The organism is Desulfosarcina alkanivorans, from assembly GCF_009688945.1.
Lineage (GTDB): Bacteria > Desulfobacterota > Desulfobacteria > Desulfobacterales > Desulfosarcinaceae > Desulfosarcina > Desulfosarcina alkanivorans.
On the sequence record NZ_AP021874.1, the window covers coordinates 3936968 to 3955649 of the forward strand.

The window sequence follows — 18682 nt, forward strand, 5'->3', positions numbered from 1 at the left end:
AGGAACGCCAGGGGCCCCGCGGTTTTAACAAGCGGGGTCGGTCACAGCAGGTTCCGGGTGACCTTGTAGAGGGAGGGCCGGGTGCAGACCTCGTAGTACTTGCGATGGGTAAAGTGAAGCTGGCTCAGGTCTTTGGGATTGACCGCCGGCACATCGGCTTCACGCAAGACCAGTCGCTGGTAGCGGCCCGACTTGGTGGGAAACTTGCCCGTATAGAGGCGGACCTTTTCCAGCTGCAGGTCGGGAATGTCACCGTAAAACGGCTTCAGGTCAATCTCCTGGGCCAGTTTGCGGAATCCGGCCTCGTTCAACTCGATCCCGTTGACGTTGTATCGGAGAAACAGATCGTCGGCGGTCTTCTCCATCTCCTCATCCGAAGCCCCCTGGAAGACGAAGAGGTTGAAGGGACTGATGTTTTTCCGGATGATGTGCCGGACCGTCTTGTGGCATCCGGAAAGGCGATCCGCCAGATTGATCGCCGGAGAGATCATGATGCGATTGTCCCCATCGAAAAGAAAAGTGGGCGCATCCGCCCGGTGGCAGATACCGATGCCCAGTTCCAGGATCGGCAGCTGGTACTCCTGGCTTTTCTTATTGTACCGGTTGATGATCATCAGCATGTTGATGGCCATTCCGCAGGCCCGGGCCACGCTGTACCAGCCGCTGGGTGTGTCCTCCTGCTCGTAGATGGAGAGGATGATGGCATCGCCTTCGATAAACACTTTGTGGGCATCGTATTCCGACAGGATTTCGGAAATGGGGTCGAAAAAATTGAGGCTGAAATAAGAGGCCGGATTGAGCCCGCGTTCGTTCATCCGGTGGGTGATGTCCGTCGACCCGCGAAGATCGGCCTTGATGATGGTATGGTTGATGATGGGTTTTTCGCCCATCTCCTGCTCGTGGGGCAGCAGGAATTCATACAGGGTGCGATTGGCTTTGGACAGGGCCAGGATTTTCTTGTCCGTGACCAGGTTGATCCGCTCTGCCGCATCACGATAAATGTTGAAGCAGCAGAAATCGCGGTGATATCGGCAAAACGCCCTCAGGAAGCGAACCAGGTAGGCTTTTTTCCGGCGGGTGCCCATGCGTTCCATCTGAACGACCTTGCGGTTGAGCGGCCACATGCGGAATGTCTTGCCGTAAAGCTGTTTCAGGCGCTTGAGCCGGTTTCTCACCAGCTTCCGGCTCTTGGGATTGATCAGGTACTGGAGGACCTGTTGGGGAACAAGCGGCGGACAGTACTCGCGATACAGGGGCTGCATCTCATAGGAAGCCGTAATGCGCTCCATAAGACCGGTGCGGGAGAACTGCCGGAAAAAATAACCCATCAGCAGGCGCTGATGTTTCATCCTCACCCGATGGTTCCGGAGGGTTTTCCGGTCCGCCTTGTCCCGCTTAAGGGCCTGGTATTGTTTTTTGGCCAGGTTCCGGTTGAGCAGCAGGTCAATGTTGTCCGGCTGCTTGATCCACTGATCCAGGCGTTGCAGCTTAAAGTTCTTGCCGTCGTCATCGCCGGGCAGTTCCCTGGCCGTTATCTCCCGGCGCCGGCGATCCAGGGTCCAGCTGATCGCCGCCGTCTCTTCCATTTCCAGGAAACCGAAGATGGTGCGCATGAGGCTGAGCATCATTTCGTAGCGGTCGGGGTCTTCGACCCGGCGCCCCAGGCAGAGGTCGTACTCTTCGATCATGAAGTGGTCATTGAACGGATTGTCCATGTGGACGATGGGATTGGTGAGCAGATCGAAGAGAAATGGGAGGTCCTGGCCAAATACCGCCTCGCGCATTTCGCGAATATCGGATTCCCGGATTTCCCGGAAATACCCGCAAAGCGCCAACCCCACCGCCTGTTGCACCGTCCCCCGGTTTTGGAGGACATGGGCCAGGTTTTCCTTGAGCTTGAGCGCCGCCTTATGATCCTCATGGCGGGCCAGATCCGATCGGCGGATGGCGTTTTTGCAATGACCGATCAGGATGTCGTACTGCCTGCGGATTTCGTCGTGGACCAGGCTGAGAATGGCGATCTGGGCGAGAAAATCAACCTGCATTTCCTTGGCGGCCCTGGCTTTGTTCACCGCATCGCTCATGACCTGGCCATATAACTGCCGGTAGTTTTCCTGCTCCCGGGCCAGGGCGTTGAGCCGGTTTTTTTCTGAGCCGGTCCAGATACCGGTTTCCCGCTCGATGAGAAGAGCGGCCAGCTTGGCCGTCGCACTGCAGAAAGTAGGACTCAAGCGGACATCGCAACGGATATTGTCCACGCCCAGCACCAGACGGTCCAGCGAAAAGTCGGTGGCATAGGACTCCATGGGAAAGTCCTTGAGTCCGGGCAGTCTGGGTTGGAATTTGAAAAAATCGAGCATCCCTGCGTGTTCCGCCTGCTGTTGGAGAAAGGATGGGCGTAGGGGCGATATCAACCCTCTGTTACCCTTACCATTTGGCGACTTCGGTGTCCATAGAATTAACCCGCTGTCAAGGGGTGCCGATGCGCTCCGGTCCTGGCGTCAGCACGTTTACACGGATCGCTGACGGGCCGGACCGGCTTTGATCGCAATGGCGGCATTCGAGCGCCGGCCGGGCCGGGTCTGGACAAGCAGGCCGTCACCCGTTACAGTGGGAAAAAAAGGGAGCAGCCATGGCAACCATTCTCATCACCAACGCATTAACGATAAATGAAGGCACCGCGATCCATCAGGACCTGCGGATCCGTGACGGCCGCATCGACGCGATTGGCGGCGATTTATCAGGCAGGGGCGCGGACCGTGTCGTGGACGCCGGCGGGCGGGTCCTGTTGCCCGGGATGATCGACGACCAGGTTCATTTCCGTGAACCGGGCCTGACCCACAAAGGAGACATCGGCTCGGAATCCCGCGCGGCGGTCGCCGGGGGGATCACCACCTACATGGAAATGCCCAACACGGCACCGGCGACCACCACCATCGACCGGCTGGAGGAGAAACATCGCATCGCCGGACAGACCTCCTATGCAAATTACAGTTTCTATCTGGGAGGCGCCAACGACAATATAGAAATCATCAAACAGCTGGACCCGAAGCAGGCCTGCGGCGTGAAAGTGTTCATGGGCGCCTCTACCGGGAACATGCTGGTGGACGACCCCGTCGCACTGGAACAGATTTTCACCCACAGCCCGACCATCGTGGCCACCCATTGTGAGGACAGCCCGACCATCGATGAGAATACCGGCCGGTTTCAGGCCATCCACGGGGAAGACATTCCCATCGCCCTCCACCCGGCCATCCGCAGTGAAGCGGCCTGCTACCAGTCCACCGCCCTGGCCGTGGAACTGGCCGGGCGGTGCAACACCCGTCTGCATGTGCTGCACCTGAGCACGGCCAGGGAACTGGGCCTGCTGTCGTCCCTGCCGCTGGAAAAAAAACGGATTACCGCCGAGGTGTGTGTTCATCACCTGTTTTTCTCGGGGACCGACTACCGTGACAAAGGCAACCTGATCAAATGCAACCCGGCCATCAAAACAGAGGAGGACCGCCGGCAGCTGCTGGCGGCACTGGAGAAAGGAACGATCGATGTGGTGGGAACGGACCACGCCCCCCATACCCTGGCGGAAAAACAGCAGCCCTATCTGAAGGCGCCATCGGGACTGCCCCTGGTGCAGCACGCATTGGTCAGTTTGCTCGAACACGTCCACACCGGCGCGCTGACCCTGGAACAGGTCGCCGAAAAAACGGCCCACAGCCCGGCAAAGCTCTTCGATGTCAGGGAGCGGGGATACCTCCGGGAGGGCTACTGGGCCGACCTGGTGCTGGTGGACCTGGAGCATCCCACCGTGGTGGACGACCAGCCGGTTCACTATCGCTGCGGCTGGACGCCCTTTGCCGGCCACACCTTCCGATCGTCCGTCGCGGCCACCTTCGTTTCCGGCCACCTGGCCTATCATGACGGAAGGATCGACCCGGATCCCGCCGGACAGCGTCTGGAATTCGACCGATAGGCGATCCCTCCAGGAAACGGCCCGGTTGGACCACAAACCCATCGGGCCATCATGTCGACCGTAAAATACAATCTTTATGTCGGGAACTGAAACCGCCGCCCGGCGCCGGCAGGCTCTGAAAGGGGGCGTTCAGGATTCAGAAAAAAAAGGCCAGCGCGCCGTGCTCCCTCAGGATGTTCACCCCAATCGCCAGCAGAACGACGCCCCCCGCCATTTCCGCCCAGCGGCTCAGCTGCACCATGCTGCCGATCATTTTCCCCAGGTGCATGCCGGCGGTGGTAAAAGCACCGGCCACCAGCCCGATGATCAGTGCCGGCGTCCAGATGGAAACGCTGATCATGGAAAGGCTCAGGCCCACGGCAAGCGCGTCGATGCTGGTGGCCACGGACAACAAGACCATGGTCATGCCCCTGGTGGGATCCTTGCTGTCGGATTCTTCTTTTTCACCTTTGAATGCCGACCGCAGCATACCCTGGGCCACGAAGGCCAGCAGAACGAAGGCCACCCAGTGGTCGTAGGCCTCGATGCGGCTTCTGATCGTCAACCCGGCACTCCAGCCGATGACAGGCATCATGGCCTGAAAAAGGCCGAAGTGCCAGGCCAGCCGAAAGGTCTGGCGGGCGCTGACGGATCGAAGGGAAACCCCCGAAGCGATGGAGACAGCAAAGGCATCCATGGCCAAGGCCACGGCAAGGGCCAGAGTGTTGATCATTTCCAAAGATCGAATTCCCTTTTGGTGCGATCGGTTCCCTTAAGGCTCCAACAGACTGGAAAAAACTAAATAAAGGCCCGGCTCTTGTGTACGGGACCCCAAGAACTTGGACCCGGTGCGGCATGGCAGCAGTTAACCGACTGCCCGCCGGACCGGGTTCCAATTGGAAAACAAGCTAGCGTTGGGCAGCGCGGGGTGCCTTGCCTGCCAGCGGGTTGTAGAGCTTCATGATAGCGAACTTCATGACATCCAGGGTTTTCGTCTCTGCAATGATCCCCAGCAATGTCTCTTCCGCCTCGGAAGGAAGGTGGCAGGCCTTGGAATCGTCACAGGTGAGGCCGGAGAAGCCTTTTCCGAGTTTTTTGTACTCCTTGGCGGTCACCCCCACTTGAACGGCCTCTTTACCGTCGATGTTGACGATCTTGTCTGCCAGACCGGCGTCACTGATCACGGCCTTTTTCGCATCATCCAGAATCACGTTAATGTAATAGTCAGCCATCTTGTCGCCTCCTATTGTTGAAATGAAAAATGTTGTGCATAAACCCAAACCGGTTGGAGCTTTTTACGAAATATCATAAAGCGGGTCAACAAAGGATTTGTCGGGATTCATGCAACGCGACGTTACCAGCACTTTTCCGCAAGGGGGTAACTCCCCAACAGCTTGACGAACACCGCATGGAGGGTCAGCTCCCCGATGGCCGATTTCACCTCATCGGCATCGATGCCCGCTTCGAATGCCGCGTAGAAGACATACTCCCATGGATTTTCGGGAATAGGCCGCGATTCCAGCTTGGTCAGGTTAAGGCTGTACTTCTGGAAAATTTTCAGGCAGTCCACCAGGGCGCCGGGATAATGGCGGGTCTTGAACGCCACGGTGGTCTTGCCCGTCACATGATCCGCGGGCACGTTCTCCTTATTGGCAATTACAAAAAAGCGGGTGGTATTGGAACTGTTGGTCTGTATATTCCGCTCCAGGATCTCCATGTCGTAGATCTCGGCGCACAACGCCGAGGCGATGGCCGCGCAGTCCATGCGGTCACCCGCAGCCACGGCCTGGGCCGCCCCGGCGGTGTCGTAGGTAGGTACCGGGCGGATGCCCTTCGACTTGAGGTATGCCTTGCACTGCTTGATGGCGTGGGGGTGAGAAAAGGCCTCTTTGATGTCCTCGAGCCGGGCTCCTTTCTTGGCCAGCAGGGTATGCCGGATGGGCAGATACGCCTCGGCGATGACGAACACATCGTTGGCAAAAAGAAGATCGTAGTTCTCCACTACGGTGCCGGCGATGGTATTTTCCACGGGGATGAAGCCAAAGGCCACCTCCCCCTTGATCACCAGGTCGAATACATCGTCGAAGGCATCGCAGCCGACCGTATCGACGGTTTTGCCGAAATGTTCGTGGAGGGCCATCTCGCTGTAGGCGCCCTGTCTTCCCTGAAACGCGATTTTCATCAGCCGAGCCTTTCGTGAATGTTGGCCATGGCGTCGATAAACGCCTGGCGTTTTTGTCTGGCATAGGGGTTATAGGCGTGCATATCTTCGAAGAGTTGCCAGGTATCGTGGCTGACCACTCCCAGAATATGCATGAGCCGTTTATAGCCTTCGGTGTCGATGTCCAGGTCGCGGGCGCCGAATGCAGACAGCGACCGGCCGATAAAATGCGTCAGAGAAAGACTCACCGCGATCTTCTCATCATGCTCTTTCGCCGTGGCCTCGATCACCACCAGGCCCTGATTTTCAAACCATTTCTTGATTTTTTCGTACTGGCCGGTTTCAATGCGCTCAGGGCAGAGGACGATTTTGCAGCCCCCAAGCGAGTCGGCAGCACTGTCCGGGCCGAACATGGGGTGCGTGGGCAGGATGGAAACCGTTGCGGGAAGCAGCTCCCGCATCCATTGCACCGGGTAGACCTTCACCGAGCACACATCCACCACCAGGGCGTCTTCTCTGAGCAGGGGCGCAACCTTTTTCAGGGTGTCCCGCATGGCGGAGATGGGCATGCACAGGATCACGATCTCCTGGCTGCAGGCCGTTTCAAAGGAGACCGGACGGGCGCCGCAGGCCCTGATTTCTTTTTCCTTATCGCTACGGGTAGACACGACGATGGAAAAATCTTTGGACAGGTAACGGGCGGTAAGTGCTCCGAAACGCCCGAAACCGATGATACCGATACTGCTCATAACACCTCGCGGATTCTCTTGAATGCTTCCATCAACACATCATCGGGGGCGGCAAAACAGATGCGTACATGGCCGTCCATGCCGAAGTCCTCACCGGGGACGACGGCCACCGCCGTCTCTTCCAGGATCCGGGCGGCAAAATCCCCCGAGGTCTCCCCCTTTTTAAGGTGACCGGAAATGTCCGGAAAAAGGTAGAATGCGCCCTGGGGACGGATGCAGGGAAAGATGCCGGCCACCTGGTCGAAGGCCAGGTCCCGCTTGCGCTGAAGATCGGCCCGTCGCCGGATCAATAACCCGTCGTCCATTTCCAGGGCCGCCATGGCGCCATGCTGGGCAAATGTACAGACATTGCCGGTCAGGTGGCTGTGGAGGCGCACCATGGCCGCCGCCACCGCTGGCGGGGCAAGGGCATAGCCCACCCGAAAACCGGTCATGGCATAGTGTTTGGAAAAACTGCGCGTGACGATCAGCCGGTCGCGCACCGCCTCCAGATCGAAAAGGGACGTGTTCGCCAGATTGTCATAGACGAAGAAATCATAGGCCTCGTCGGCGACCACGAACAGGTCGTGCTCCTGTGCCAGCCGGGAGATGCCTTCCAGGTCCCGGCGGGGGTAGACCGCGCCGGTGGGGTTGTTGGGGGAATTGACCAGTATGGCCCTCGTTTTGGCCGTAACGGCAGACGCAATGGCGTCGAGGTCCAGCTGGTGGTCACGGGTCCCCACAAATACCGGCTCCCCGCCGGCCAGCTTGACCTGTTCGGCAAAACTCACCCAGCAGGGCACGGGGATGATGACCTGGTCACCGGGATCGCAAAGGATCTGAAAGATGGAATAAAGCGCCTGTTTGGATCCGTTGAAAACGACGATGTTCTCGGGCCCGCAGCCCGCAAACCGGCCGGCCAGGGCGGTTCGCAGGGCCGACAGTCCCGCCATGTCGCTGTAGCGGGTCTGCTGCAGGTCCAGGGCACGCTTGGTGGCCTCGACCACCGGCCCCGGCGTATCGACCGCCGGCTCGCCAATGGCCAGGCTGATCACCGGCCGCCCCTGCCGCTTCAAGGCCTCTATCAGCGGAATGAACCGAGCGGTCTTTGAAGCCTCGATGCGTTGAATTCTGGTGGAGAGTTTCAAGTCTTTCATTCCTGAAATTTTCAATTCCTAACCCGGATTAACCGGAAACAACAAATTACAAGCACCAAATTTCAAATAAATTCCAAATTACAATTTCCAAACAAGGGCCAAAAAACACCATCACTGTTTGCGTTTGTCTTTGGCAATCTTTAAACGAAAACCCCTACCGATTCAGTGAGTGGAAATCTCCACTCTTCAAGATCATGAGGTTTTGAATTTTAGTCATTGTGATTTGGTTTTTGGTGGTTGTCATTTTTCTCTTGTCTTCTGCCGCAGGGCAAAATCCCCCAGCACCAGCGCAGCCATGGCCTCCACGATGGGCACGGCCCGGGGCACCACGCAGGGGTCGTGCCGGCCCTTGGCCTCCAGGGTGACCGGGTTGCCGTCGAAATCCACCGTCTGCTGCGCCAGGCCGATGGTGGCCGGCGGCTTGAAGGCCACCCGCAGGACGACCGGTTCGCCGTTGGAAATGCCGCCCTGGATGCCCCCGCTGTTGTTGGTTGTCGTTCCCAGTCGACCGTCGGCAGCCACGAAGGCGTCGTTGTGGATCGATCCCCTGAGCCGGGTGCCGGCAAATCCCGAACCGATTTCAAATCCCTTGGTGGCCGGAATGGACAGCATGGCCTGGGCCAGTTTGGCCTCCATCTTGTCGAAGACCGGCTCCCCCCACCCGGCGGGAAGGTTGCGGCACACGCAGGTAACGATGCCGCCCACGCTGTCCTTCTCCTCTTTAACGCGGGCCACCAGGGCCTCCATCTTTCCGGCCGCCAACGTGTCCGGGCATCGGATCAGGTTGCGATCAATGACCTGCCGGGTAATCGTCTGCACGTCCACCTCCGCAGACGGGATATCGCTGACCGCACTGACCCAGGCAACGATATCGATCCCGTATGCCTCCTTCAGCATCTTTTCAGCAACCGCGCCGGCAGCCACCCGGCCGATGGTTTCCCGGGCGCTCGACCGGCCGCCCCCGGACGAGGCCCGCACCCCGTATTTCATCTGGTAGGTGAAATCCGCGTGGGAAGGCCTCGGGATCCGGCTCATCTGGCGGTAGTCGCCGGGCCGCTGGTCCTTGTTGGGCACGAAGAGGCCGATGGGCGTCCCCAAGGTAACGCCGTTTTCCACACCGGAAAAAATGGTCACCCGGTCGGCCTCCTGGCGGTCGGTGGTCAGCCTGCTCTGCCCCGGCCGGCGCCGATCCAGCTGTGGCTGGATATCGGCCTCATCCAGCGTCATGCCGGGCGGGCAGCCGTCGAGCACGGCGCCCACGCCTTTGCAGTGGGATTCGCCGAAAGTTGAGACTTTCAATAGGGTTCCGAAGGTACTGGACATGGTATGGGGTCCTGTTTGTTGGGTTTATCGGGTTGGCCGGTTCATGGTTTTTCCGAAGTCGGAAGTCTGAAGTCAGAAATCTGATCCCGGCGGGAAGCCGCTCCTTAAATGCCTCAATTCCCTAATCCCTCAATTCTGAAATTTTAAATTCTGCGACAATCCGGTCGCAAAGGGTTTCAATCTTCTCATGATCCGTTGCCAGGGCCAAGTCCGCGGCCTTTTCGTATAGCGGCCTCCGTTCCGACAGCACCGATTCTATTTCTTCCATCAATCCCTGGCCGGTCAGCGAAGGCCGGTTGCCGGCCGTGGCATCATCCGCAAGCATCCGCATCTCGATGGTCTTCCGGCCGGCCTTGAGCCAGGTGACCCGTCCCGACGTTTTCATGATGGCGACATTGCGGTCGTCGAGGACAATGCCCCCCCCGGTGGCCACGACCTGGTGATCCATCTCGGACACGGATGCCAGGGCCTGCCGCTCCTTCTGCCGAAAATACGGCCATCCATGGCGGTCGACGATCCGGGCGATGCTGTTACCGGCTGTTGCGGCAATCATCTGGTCCGTGTCAGTGAAGGGCCAACCGAGTCGTCGGGCCAGGGCCCGCCCCACCGTCGTTTTGCCCGTACAGCGGTATCCGATCAGATACAGGATCATCGTGGTTGTCAGTCCGTGTAAAGTGATTCCCAGACCTGCCAGAAGTCGGGAAAGGATTTCTCCACGCAGCCTGGCTCCGCAATCCTCACACCGGGGGTCACCAGGCCGGCCATGGCAAAACTCATTGCAATGCGGTGATCGTCGTAAGTGTCGATTGACGCGCCGCGGGCAGTGCCTCCCGTCACCCGAAGCCGGTCATCTTCAGCGACGGCCACGATGCCCATTTTTTTCAGTTCGGCACAGGTGGACGCCAGCCGGTCGCTCTCCTTGGCTTTAAGGTGAGAAACGTTCTCGATGACCGTCGTACCGTCGGCAAAGGCCGCCACCACTGCCAGGGTGGGCACCATGTCCGGCATGTCGGCCATGTCCACCGTGACGGCCCGAAGATCGCCGCCGGTCACCGTAATGCCGCCGGGTCCGTGGTCCACCCGGCAGCCCATCTGTTCGAGCACCCGGGCCAGACCGACGTCACCCTGGCTGGATGCCGCCGACACGCCGTCGACGGTGACACTGCCGCCGGTGATGGCTGCGGCGCCCCAGAAGTACCCGGCCTGTGAGGCATCCGGCTCCACCGCGTAGCTGCCGGCCCGGTAGGTCTGCCCCCCGGCCACCTCGAAACAGGCGTATCCCTCGCGTTGCACCCGGATGCCGAAGCGTTTCAAAATATCCACGGTCATGTCGATGTATGGCCGGGATACCGGGCCATGGGAAACCGTGATGGACATGCCCGCTGGCGTGCACGGGGCCGTAAGCAAAAGGGAGGAGAGGAACTGGCTGCTCACGCTGCAATCGATGGCCACCGCCCCCCCCGCTGCCTGCCCCCCAGGGATCTCGACCGGCGGACAGCCGTTATCCTCCAGTGCGCGGGCCCCGATGCCCAGCTGATTCAGCGCCTCCAGCAGGTGGCCGATGGGCCGGTGGTACATGCGCGGAGTGCCGCTGAGCACATAGGTTCCCTCTCCCAGGGCGGCCACGCCGGCCAGCAGGCGCATGGAGGTGCCGGAGTTGGCCAGGTAGATGGCTTCCCGGCAGGGTTTGAACCGGCCGTTCAGGCCATGGATCTCGATGGACGCCCGGCGGTCGGCGACCACCGCCCCCATCTTCTCCAACGCGGCAAGGGTCAGCAGGGTGTCCTGACTGCGCAGCGGGTTGTGCACCGTGCAGGGCCCGTCCGACAGGGCCGCCGCGATCAGCGTCCGGTGGGTGTAGCTCTTGGATCCCGGCACACGGATCCGGCAACGGCCGATGCGATGGGGTCTGATTTCAATCATGAAAATTTCATTTCTCCCTGAACGTTATGATTATTACTGATGCATATGGGCAATATCCGGTTCTTACTCTGGGCAATGGCAAAAGGGTTCCAGGATTCAAGGGTTCAAGCGGTTGTATTGTTTTTTGTTAGACTTTCTTCCTCAACGCCTCGAGAACCGTTTTTTTCATCAGTTGCACCGGCGCCTTTTTCCCGGTCCAGCGCTCCAGCTGGCAGGCGCCCTGGTGCACGAACATGGCCACCCCGTCGACCACCGTGCAGCCGGCTTCCCGGGCCGCCTTGAGCAGTCGGGTCTCCAGCGGATGGTAAACGATGTCCATCACCGTCATGCCGGGCCGCAGGCAGGCGTGGGCCACGGGCATCCGGTCCGTGTGAGGGGTCATGCCCACCGGGGTGGTGTTGACCAGAATGTCATAACCGACCCCGGAAAAATCGGCCAGGGGGCAGAAATCGCAGTCCAGTTCACCGGCCAGCCGGCGTCCCCTGTCATCGCTGCGGTTGACGATGGTCAGCCGGCCGCCGTAGGCGGTCACCCCATGGGCCAGGGCGCGGGCCGCGCCGCCGGCGCCGACCACCGCCACCCGCCGGTGGGCCACCGGGGTTTTTTCCAGCAGGGCCGCCATGGCGCCGGGGCTGTCCGAGTTGAAGCCGTAAAGGCGGCCGGCGTCGTTGACGATGGTGTTGACGGCGCCGATCTGCCGGGCCAGTGGATCCACGTGATCCAGAAGCCCCATGATCGCCACCTTGTGGGGGATGGTGACACTGCAGCCGTGAAGGTTCAGGGCCCGGATCCCGGCGACGGCGCCCGGCAGATCGGTAACGCGGAAGGCCACGTAAACCCCGTTGTGGCCGATCCGGCGAAACGCCGCATTGTGCATGACGGGGCTCAGGCTGTGGGCGATGGGGTCCCCGATCACCGCGTAGAGCCGCGTGCGGGAATCGACAGGCAGGTTTTCGTGTTCCGATGCCATGGCTTAGACCCCCACACCGATCAGCGGATAGGATCCCAGGTTTTTCAGGTACAGCGCATGGGGCTTGATCAGTTCGATGGCCTTCTGGATGCTGCCGTCTTCAAAATGACCCTCCAGGTCGACGAAAAAGAAATGGCTCCAGCTTTCGTGCCGCGTGGGCCGGGACTCGATCTTGACCAGGTTGATGCCGGCATCGGTGATGGGCGCCAGGGCGCCGGCCAGGGCGCCGGGCACATGGGTCAGGGCGAACATCAGGGAAGTCTTGTCCCTGCCGGACGGCCGGACCTTTTCCTTGCCGATCACCAGGAACCGGGTGGGCGGGCGGGAAAAATCCTCGATTTTCGAGGCGACGGCCTCCAGCCTGAAGATGGCCGCGGTACCACAGCCGGCAATGGCCGCCACCTGTTTTTCCCGGGCCGACTGGCCCACTGCAAAGGCGCTGGAACTGCACTCTTTCAACTCGGCATCGGGGAGATACTGGTTGAGCCAGTTGCGGCACTGGTTCAGGGCCTGGGAGTGGGCATAGACCGTCTTGATCGCGCGCAGGCGGACTTCCTGGGCCAGCAGGTCGTAAGAAACCGGCTGATAACGCTCGGCGCAGATGCACAGGTCCGATTCGAAAAAGAGATCCAGAGTATGGCGCACGGATCCCTCCACGGAATTTTCCACCGGCACCACCCCGTAGTCACAGGCTCCTTTCTCGACTTCACTGAAAATCTCCCGGATGCTGGGCTGGGGCACGTAGGTGACGGAGTAGCCGAAGTGGCTCGTGGCGGCAAGATGGGTGAACGTGGCCTCGGGCCCAAGATAGGCCACCCGCTGGGAAGCCTGCACGGCGCGCGCGGCAGCGATGATGTCGATGAAGATGTGGTGGAGGACGTTGGGGTTCAACGGCCCCTTGTTCAGGCTGGTCAGGCGCCTGAGGATCTCGCTTTCCCGGGTGCTGTCGACCACCCGGTTGCCGCTGTCCTTTTTCAGCTCGCCGATCCGTTTGGCCAGGTTGAGCCGCCGGTTGATCAGATCCAGGATGGTGTCGTCGATATGGTCGATCTGGTTGCGGATATCGCAGATGTCGGTGGCCATCGTGCATTCAGGGGGCTTTAGGCTGTCTACCATGGTGATTGCGGCCTCTCAATGGGTTGATCATCTATGGAATCGATGGTCTACACGACAAAGGGCCGGGGAGAGTGTTCTCCACGGCCCTAAAAAAAGAAACGCCGTGGGTTTTTGGTCTGCCCACGGCTTGGTTTGTCTGTTTGGTTCTCAGGACATTCAGCGCGCGCCGGGCAGACCCTTGCTAAAAAAGCAATAAAAGTAAAAATATCTGCCGGTGGTAAATCGAGTCATCGAGTCCTTGCCTTTCAAACGCTGAAGTGGAGAAAAAATACAAGGTCGGATTTCTCCTGTCAAGCTTTTTCCGAAACGCTGAAAAGCGGGACAGCTGCCCATCCGCTTTTTCCAGGTTGTAAACAATCCTAACGTTCACCCGTTGATGGCCACATGCCGCAAATAGACGTTTCTATGCATTTACAGTCGGTTACGGATTGGCTTGGTTTGTGCGTATACGAAGGTTGATCCCAGGCATCATCATCAACCAGGGAACCCACCAATGACAGCAGCCCTGATTATATTCGTCATTTCACTGCCGATGGTTGCGGCTGTCGCCTGCCTGATCTTCAGGCGCGACCACCTGCGCAATGGCGTGATCACGGCAACCGGGCTGGCCCTGGCGGCAACGGCCGTGATGCTGATTTCAAGGACCCCGGCCGACCTTTCAACCACGGGGCCGGGACGGCTGGCCGTCGAACGCATCATCCAGGCCGCCGATGTGGGCCTGTTGATCCTTTTTCTTTATTATGGGCGGCGCTACCGAAGCCGCCTGGTGGTTGTTCTGTCCGCCATACAGCTGCTCCTGCTGGGAGGCATGGAATGGCTGTCCCCCCCGTCGGTCCCTTCCGATGCGGTGGTCTTTCATGCCGACGGCCTGACACGGGTCATGCTGCTGATCATCAACCTCGTGGGGCCGTTGATCTGCTGCCACGCCATTGCCTACATGCGCAATCACGAACGCGAGTTCAAAATCGAACCATCTGCCCAGCCCCAGTTTTTTTTCATGATGCTGCTGTTCCTGGGCGCCATGAACGGCCTGGTGCTTTCGAACCAGCTCCATCACCTCTACTTTTTTTTCGAATTGACCACCCTGTGCTCCTTTGTGCTCATCAGTCATGACCGGAGCGCACTGGCTGTCGAGAATGCCGTGAGGGCCCTGTGGATGAACAGTATCGGCGGCGCTGCGTTCGCCCTGGCCCTGATCCTGATCCGGGCCTCGACCAATACCCTGGATCTGCAGCGCCTGCTTTTCCAGGGGCACCAGACCGCCGAACTCCTGCTGCCGGCCCTGGCCCTTCTCAGCCTGGCGGCATTCGTCAAATCCGCTCAATTTCCCTTCCAGCGCTGGCTGCTGGGTGCCATGGTCGCCCCCACACCGGTATCGGCACTGCTGCACGCCAGCACCATGGTCAATGTGGGCATCTATCTGGCACTGCGCCTGATGCCGTTGATCCAGGGCACCTTCCTGAGCCGGTGCACGGCCGTATATGGCGGCTTCGTCTTCCTGGCAGCGGCCGCCCTGGCGGTGGGTCAGAGCAACGGCAAAAAGGTGTTGGCCTATTCCACCATCAGCAACCTGGGTCTGATCTTTGCCTGTGCCGGACTGAACACGCCCCCGGCCCTGACCGCAGCCATCTATCTGCTGTTCTTTCATGCCGTTACCAAAGCGCTTCTTTTCCTGTGCGTGGGAACCATCGAGCAGTACATCCTCAGCCGCGATATCGAAGACATGCGGGGTCTGTATGCCGTCATGCCGGGCACCGCCCTGATGACCGTGGCGGGCGTACTCATGATGATCATGCCGCCGTTCGGCGTTCTGCTGGGCAAATGGATGGCCATGGAGTCGGCGGCGATGCATATAGAAGTCATCATGCTGATTGTCGCGGGCAGCGCGTTGACCGTGATGTACTGGGCCCGCTGGGCCGGCCTCCTGATGAGCGAACCGGTGGTGGTGCCGTTTCTGCCTGAACGCTTGCCCGTGTCTACGTGGTCGGTCCTGCTGTCCCTGTGTGCCGGCGGCGCCGGCCTCAGCGCCGCGGCACCCTGGCTGTATGTGCTGGTTCGGGCAGCGGCCGGGTCAGCTGCCCTTCCGGCCGATTACACCGTGCATTGGGGCATCATGGAAAACGCCGTCGGCCGGTTCGCTGTTTTTCCACTGAGCCTGCTGGCCATTGCCGGATGCCTGGTTTCCATCCTGGCCTTCCACCACGCCAACCGGGGGCGTTCGGTATCGCCCTATCTGTGCGGTGAGCAGAGTGACGAGCCCCGGGTGTTCAACGGGCCCATGGACCAGCCGGTGAAAGCCGGGGCCAGGAATTACTACCTGACTTCAATTTTCGGAGAAAAGACGTTGACGGTGTGGCTCAACGCTGCTGCCGGCGTCCTGCTGGTTCTGCTGATGGGAGGCGCCCTGTGAACCAGCCGCTCATCGCGCTGGCGGTCGGCCTGGCCGCCGGACCGCTGCTGGGAGGGCTGGCCGGCGGCCTGGACCGCATCGTTACGGCCCGCCTTCAGGCACGGACGGGGCCGCCCGTGTGGCAACCCTATTACGACGTGATCAAGCTGCTGGCCAAGGAACTGGTGGTGGTCAACGGGTGGCAGGCCTTTTGTGTTTACAGCTACCTCTTCGCCGCCATGCTTGCGCTGATCCTGTTCGTCATGCAGTCGGACCTGCTGCTGATCCTGTTCATCCAGGCGGTGGGGGCGGTGTTTCTGGTCATGGGGGCCCTGGCGTCCACATCGCCTTACAGCCAGGTGGGCGCCCACCGGGAATTGCTGCAGATTCTGACGTACGAGCCGCTTTTGTTTCTGGCGGCAGTGGGCATCTACCTGGAAACCGGCTCCTTCAAGCTGATGACGGTGATGCAGTGGCAATCGCCGCTCATGCTCAAACTGCCCCTGCTCTTTATGGCCCTGTGCCTGGTACTGATCATCAAGCTGCGCAAATCGCCCTTTGACCTGTCTGCCTGCCATCACGCGCATCAGGAACTTGTCAGGGGCGTGTTCACCGATTTTTCCGGCCCCTTGCTGGGAATGATCGAAATCGGCCACTGGTATGAAACCATCCTGATCCTGGGATACTGCAGCCTGTTCTGGGCCACCGGCGCGTTGCCCATGGTGGTGCTGGCGGCGGCGGTATACACCGCGGTCATTGTGGTGGACAATGCCGCGGCCCGCCTCAACTGGCGGTGGATGCTGGTCTATGGATGGGCCATGGGGCTGGCCATGGCCCTGGTCAACCTGATCTGGCGTTATCAGGCCTGAATTCAGCGCTGAAGATCGGGGCCGCCATATTGAAAAAACACCAGATGGTTACCGGGGTAGAAGATGTCCATCCGATGGCTTGACAAGTTGGTCCGCCGCGCCCGGATGCGGTCGCCCTGGATGCTGCATTTCGATTGCGGCAGCTGCAACGGGTGCGACATCGAGGTCCTGGCCTGCCTGACGCCGGTATACGATGTGGAGCGGTTCGGTATCGTCAACGTGGGCAACCCCCTGCACGCCGACCTGCTGGTGGTCAGCGGCACGGTCAATCGCCGCAATGGACGGGTGCTGGCCAACCTTTACGAGCAGATGGCCGCCCCCAAGGTCACGGTGGCCGTGGGGACCTGCGGCCTGTCCGGAGGAATTTTCAGGACGGCCTACAATGTTGTCGGCGGGATCGACCGGGTGATCCCGGTGGACGTTTACGTGCCGGGATGCCCGCCCCGGCCCGAGGCGATCATCGACGGCGTGTTCCGGGCACTGAAATGCCTGGATCGGCCTTCGGATGACCACGGCTGAACGACCAGGCGTCCATCGGGAAGCGGGAACGCTTTTCGAGGTCCCGACGGCAAAACCGACCCTGAGGAGGATGTGGCATGAACGGGAATGTGACTGCAGTGACCGCGCCGAATCTGCTGGGCGAAGTGACCCGGCTCAAGATCGAGGGGTACCGCCTGGTGACCCTGTCCGGCGTGAACACGGGCCCCGACCAGGTGGAGATCCTCTATCATTTCGACAGGGACCTGACCCTGGTGCACCTGCGGCTGAATGCGTCTCGAACCGTCCCCGTGCCCAGCATATCGCCGATCTTCCTGGCGGCCTTTCTGGCTGAAAACGAGATCCAGGACCTGTTCCATATTCGCTTCCACGGACTGGTCATCGATTATCAGCGCACCCTTTTTCTGCCCCGGGAGGTGGAGGCCGCCCCGTTCTGCCGATACGCCCCGCCGGAAAAACCGCCGCCCGTCCGACCCGATGGCCAACCGGCAAACGCGTCAGGTGACCCATGAGAACATCCGTCATCCCCTTTGGCCCCCAGCACCCCGTCCTGCCCGAGCCGCTTCAGCTCAAGCTGTCCGTGGAGGATGAGGTGATCACCGAGGCGGTACCCGCCCTGGGCTATGTTCATCGGGGTCTGGAAGGCCTGGCCCGGACCCGCGATTTTCATCAGATGGTCCAGGTGGCCGAACGCGTCTGCGGCATCTGTTCGGTGCTGCACGCCATCTGCTACTGCCAGGGGGTGGAGGCCATCATGGGGATACCGGTGCCGTACCGGGCGCGCTTCCTGCGGGTGGTCTGGGGAGAACTGCTGCGCCTGCACAGCCACCTGCTGTGGATGGGTCTGTTCGCCGACAGTTTCGGCTTCGAAAGCCTGTTCATGCAGCTGTGGAAAATCCGTGAACGGATATTGGACATCCAGGAGGCGACCACCGGCAACCGGGTCATCTCCGGAGCCATCCGCGTGGGCGGCGTCTGCCGGGACATAGACGCCCGGCAAGGCCGCTGGGTCACAGACCAGCTCGCCTGGGTGGAGCAGCAGGTCAGGCAGATCGAGCCGGTATTGACGGATGATTTCACCATTCGCCGCCGCACCGTGGGCAAAGGCGTCCTCACGGCGGCACAGGCCCATGAATTGGGAGCCGCCGGACCGGTCCTGCGGGCCAGCGGCATCGCCCAGGATATCCGCCAGACCGGTTACGCAGCCTACGGTGAGCTGGACTTCGAACCGGTGACCGCAACCGCCGGTGATTGCCATGCCCGCTGCATGGTCCGTCTGGGGGAGATTCATCAGAGTATCGACCTGATCGGCCAGGCCCTGACCCGCATGCCGGAAGGCGAACTGCGCGCCAAAGTCCGCGGCCGCCCACAGGGAGAATCGCTGATGCGTGTCGAGCAGCCCAGGGGTGAGGTCGTCTATTACATCCGGGCAGATGGCGGCATATATCTGTCCCGGGTCCGCATTCGCACCCCCACCTTCGCCAACATCCCGGTGCTGGTCAAGCTGCTTCCCGGCATATATCTGTCCGACGTACCGGTGGTGGTATTGAGTATCGACCCGTGCATCAGTTGCCTGGAACGATAGAAGGAGAACCATCGTGT

Annotated in this window: 17 protein-coding genes; 6 read left to right on the forward strand and 11 right to left on the reverse strand. The window is 60.4% G+C overall.

From position 1 onward, the window contains the following. Window positions 1-41: 41 nt before the first annotated feature. Window positions 42-2360, reverse strand: a complete 2319-nt coding sequence (locus tag DSCA_RS17290) for a nucleotidyl cyclase domain-containing protein (protein ID WP_155317611.1) — start codon at window positions 2358-2360, stop codon at window positions 42-44. 272 nt (window positions 2361-2632) lie between these two features. Here DSCA_RS17290 and DSCA_RS17295 point away from each other — a divergent pair, with 272 nt between their 5' ends. Further along, on the forward strand, window positions 2633-3967 hold the full coding sequence (locus DSCA_RS17295; protein ID WP_155317612.1) for a dihydroorotase: 1335 nt from the start codon (window positions 2633-2635) through the stop codon (window positions 3965-3967). A 136-nt stretch (window positions 3968-4103) separates the two neighbouring features. Here DSCA_RS17295 and DSCA_RS17300 read toward each other — a convergent pair whose 3' ends face one another. The 10 genes from DSCA_RS17300 to pheA (DSCA_RS17345) form a co-directional block, all read right to left on the reverse strand. After that, window positions 4104-4679: a manganese efflux pump MntP gene (locus DSCA_RS17300; RefSeq protein WP_155320468.1), complete on the reverse strand. Its 576-nt coding sequence runs from the start codon at window positions 4677-4679 to the stop codon at window positions 4104-4106. A gap of 175 nt (window positions 4680-4854) precedes the next feature. Further along, on the reverse strand, window positions 4855-5178 hold the full coding sequence (locus DSCA_RS17305; RefSeq protein ID WP_155317613.1) for a DUF6955 family protein: 324 nt from the start codon (window positions 5176-5178) through the stop codon (window positions 4855-4857). Window positions 5179-5300: 122 nt separating this feature from the next. After that, window positions 5301-6128: a prephenate dehydratase gene (gene pheA, locus DSCA_RS17310; RefSeq protein WP_155317614.1), complete on the reverse strand. Its 828-nt coding sequence runs from the start codon at window positions 6126-6128 to the stop codon at window positions 5301-5303. After that, window positions 6128-6856 carry a prephenate dehydrogenase/arogenate dehydrogenase family protein gene (locus DSCA_RS17315; protein WP_155317615.1) on the reverse strand — a complete coding sequence of 243 codons (729 nt, stop codon included), beginning with the start codon at window positions 6854-6856 and terminating at the stop codon, window positions 6128-6130. Before DSCA_RS17315 ends, pheA (DSCA_RS17310) begins: the two co-directional genes overlap by 1 nt. Beyond that, on the reverse strand, window positions 6853-7992 hold the full coding sequence (locus DSCA_RS17320; RefSeq protein WP_167527834.1) for a pyridoxal phosphate-dependent aminotransferase: 1140 nt from the start codon (window positions 7990-7992) through the stop codon (window positions 6853-6855). The genes DSCA_RS17315 and DSCA_RS17320 overlap by 4 nt, the downstream gene beginning before the upstream one ends. A 240-nt stretch (window positions 7993-8232) precedes the next feature. Further along, complete coding sequence (gene aroC / locus DSCA_RS17325; RefSeq protein WP_155317616.1) at window positions 8233-9315, reverse strand: chorismate synthase; 1083 nt, start codon at window positions 9313-9315, stop codon at window positions 8233-8235. Between the two features lie 121 nt (window positions 9316-9436). Beyond that, complete coding sequence (aroL, locus tag DSCA_RS17330; protein WP_155317617.1) at window positions 9437-9967, reverse strand: shikimate kinase AroL; 531 nt, start codon at window positions 9965-9967, stop codon at window positions 9437-9439. 8 nt (window positions 9968-9975) lie between these two features. Next, window positions 9976-11238: a 3-phosphoshikimate 1-carboxyvinyltransferase gene (gene aroA, locus DSCA_RS17335; protein ID WP_155317618.1), complete on the reverse strand. Its 1263-nt coding sequence runs from the start codon at window positions 11236-11238 to the stop codon at window positions 9976-9978. Window positions 11239-11365: 127 nt separating this feature from the next. Then, window positions 11366-12208, reverse strand: coding sequence for a shikimate dehydrogenase (locus tag DSCA_RS17340; protein WP_167527835.1), 843 nt, complete (start codon window positions 12206-12208; stop codon window positions 11366-11368). A gap of 3 nt (window positions 12209-12211) precedes the next feature. Continuing rightward, entirely contained in the window at window positions 12212-13324 is a 1113-nt protein-coding gene (gene pheA, locus DSCA_RS17345; protein ID WP_231716205.1) for a prephenate dehydratase, read from the reverse strand. Between the two features lie 493 nt (window positions 13325-13817). Here pheA (DSCA_RS17345) and DSCA_RS17350 point away from each other — a divergent pair, with 493 nt between their 5' ends. From DSCA_RS17350 to DSCA_RS17370, 5 genes are all read left to right on the forward strand, one after another. After that, complete coding sequence (locus DSCA_RS17350; protein WP_155317619.1) at window positions 13818-15734, forward strand: NADH-quinone oxidoreductase subunit 5 family protein; 1917 nt, start codon at window positions 13818-13820, stop codon at window positions 15732-15734. Beyond that, entirely contained in the window at window positions 15731-16582 is an 852-nt protein-coding gene (locus DSCA_RS17355) for a complex I subunit 1 family protein (RefSeq protein ID WP_155317620.1), read from the forward strand. Before DSCA_RS17350 ends, DSCA_RS17355 begins: the two co-directional genes overlap by 4 nt. A 63-nt stretch (window positions 16583-16645) precedes the next feature. Next, the gene (locus DSCA_RS17360; protein ID WP_155317621.1) at window positions 16646-17101 is read left to right on the forward strand and encodes an NADH-quinone oxidoreductase subunit B family protein; all 456 of its coding nucleotides are present in this window, start codon (window positions 16646-16648) and stop codon (window positions 17099-17101) included. A gap of 77 nt (window positions 17102-17178) precedes the next feature. After that, window positions 17179-17592, forward strand: coding sequence for an NADH-quinone oxidoreductase subunit C (locus tag DSCA_RS17365; RefSeq protein WP_155317622.1), 414 nt, complete (start codon window positions 17179-17181; stop codon window positions 17590-17592). Then, the gene (locus tag DSCA_RS17370) at window positions 17589-18665 is read left to right on the forward strand and encodes a hydrogenase large subunit (protein ID WP_155317623.1); all 1077 of its coding nucleotides are present in this window, start codon (window positions 17589-17591) and stop codon (window positions 18663-18665) included. Before DSCA_RS17365 ends, DSCA_RS17370 begins: the two co-directional genes overlap by 4 nt. Window positions 18666-18682: the final 17 nt, after the last annotated feature.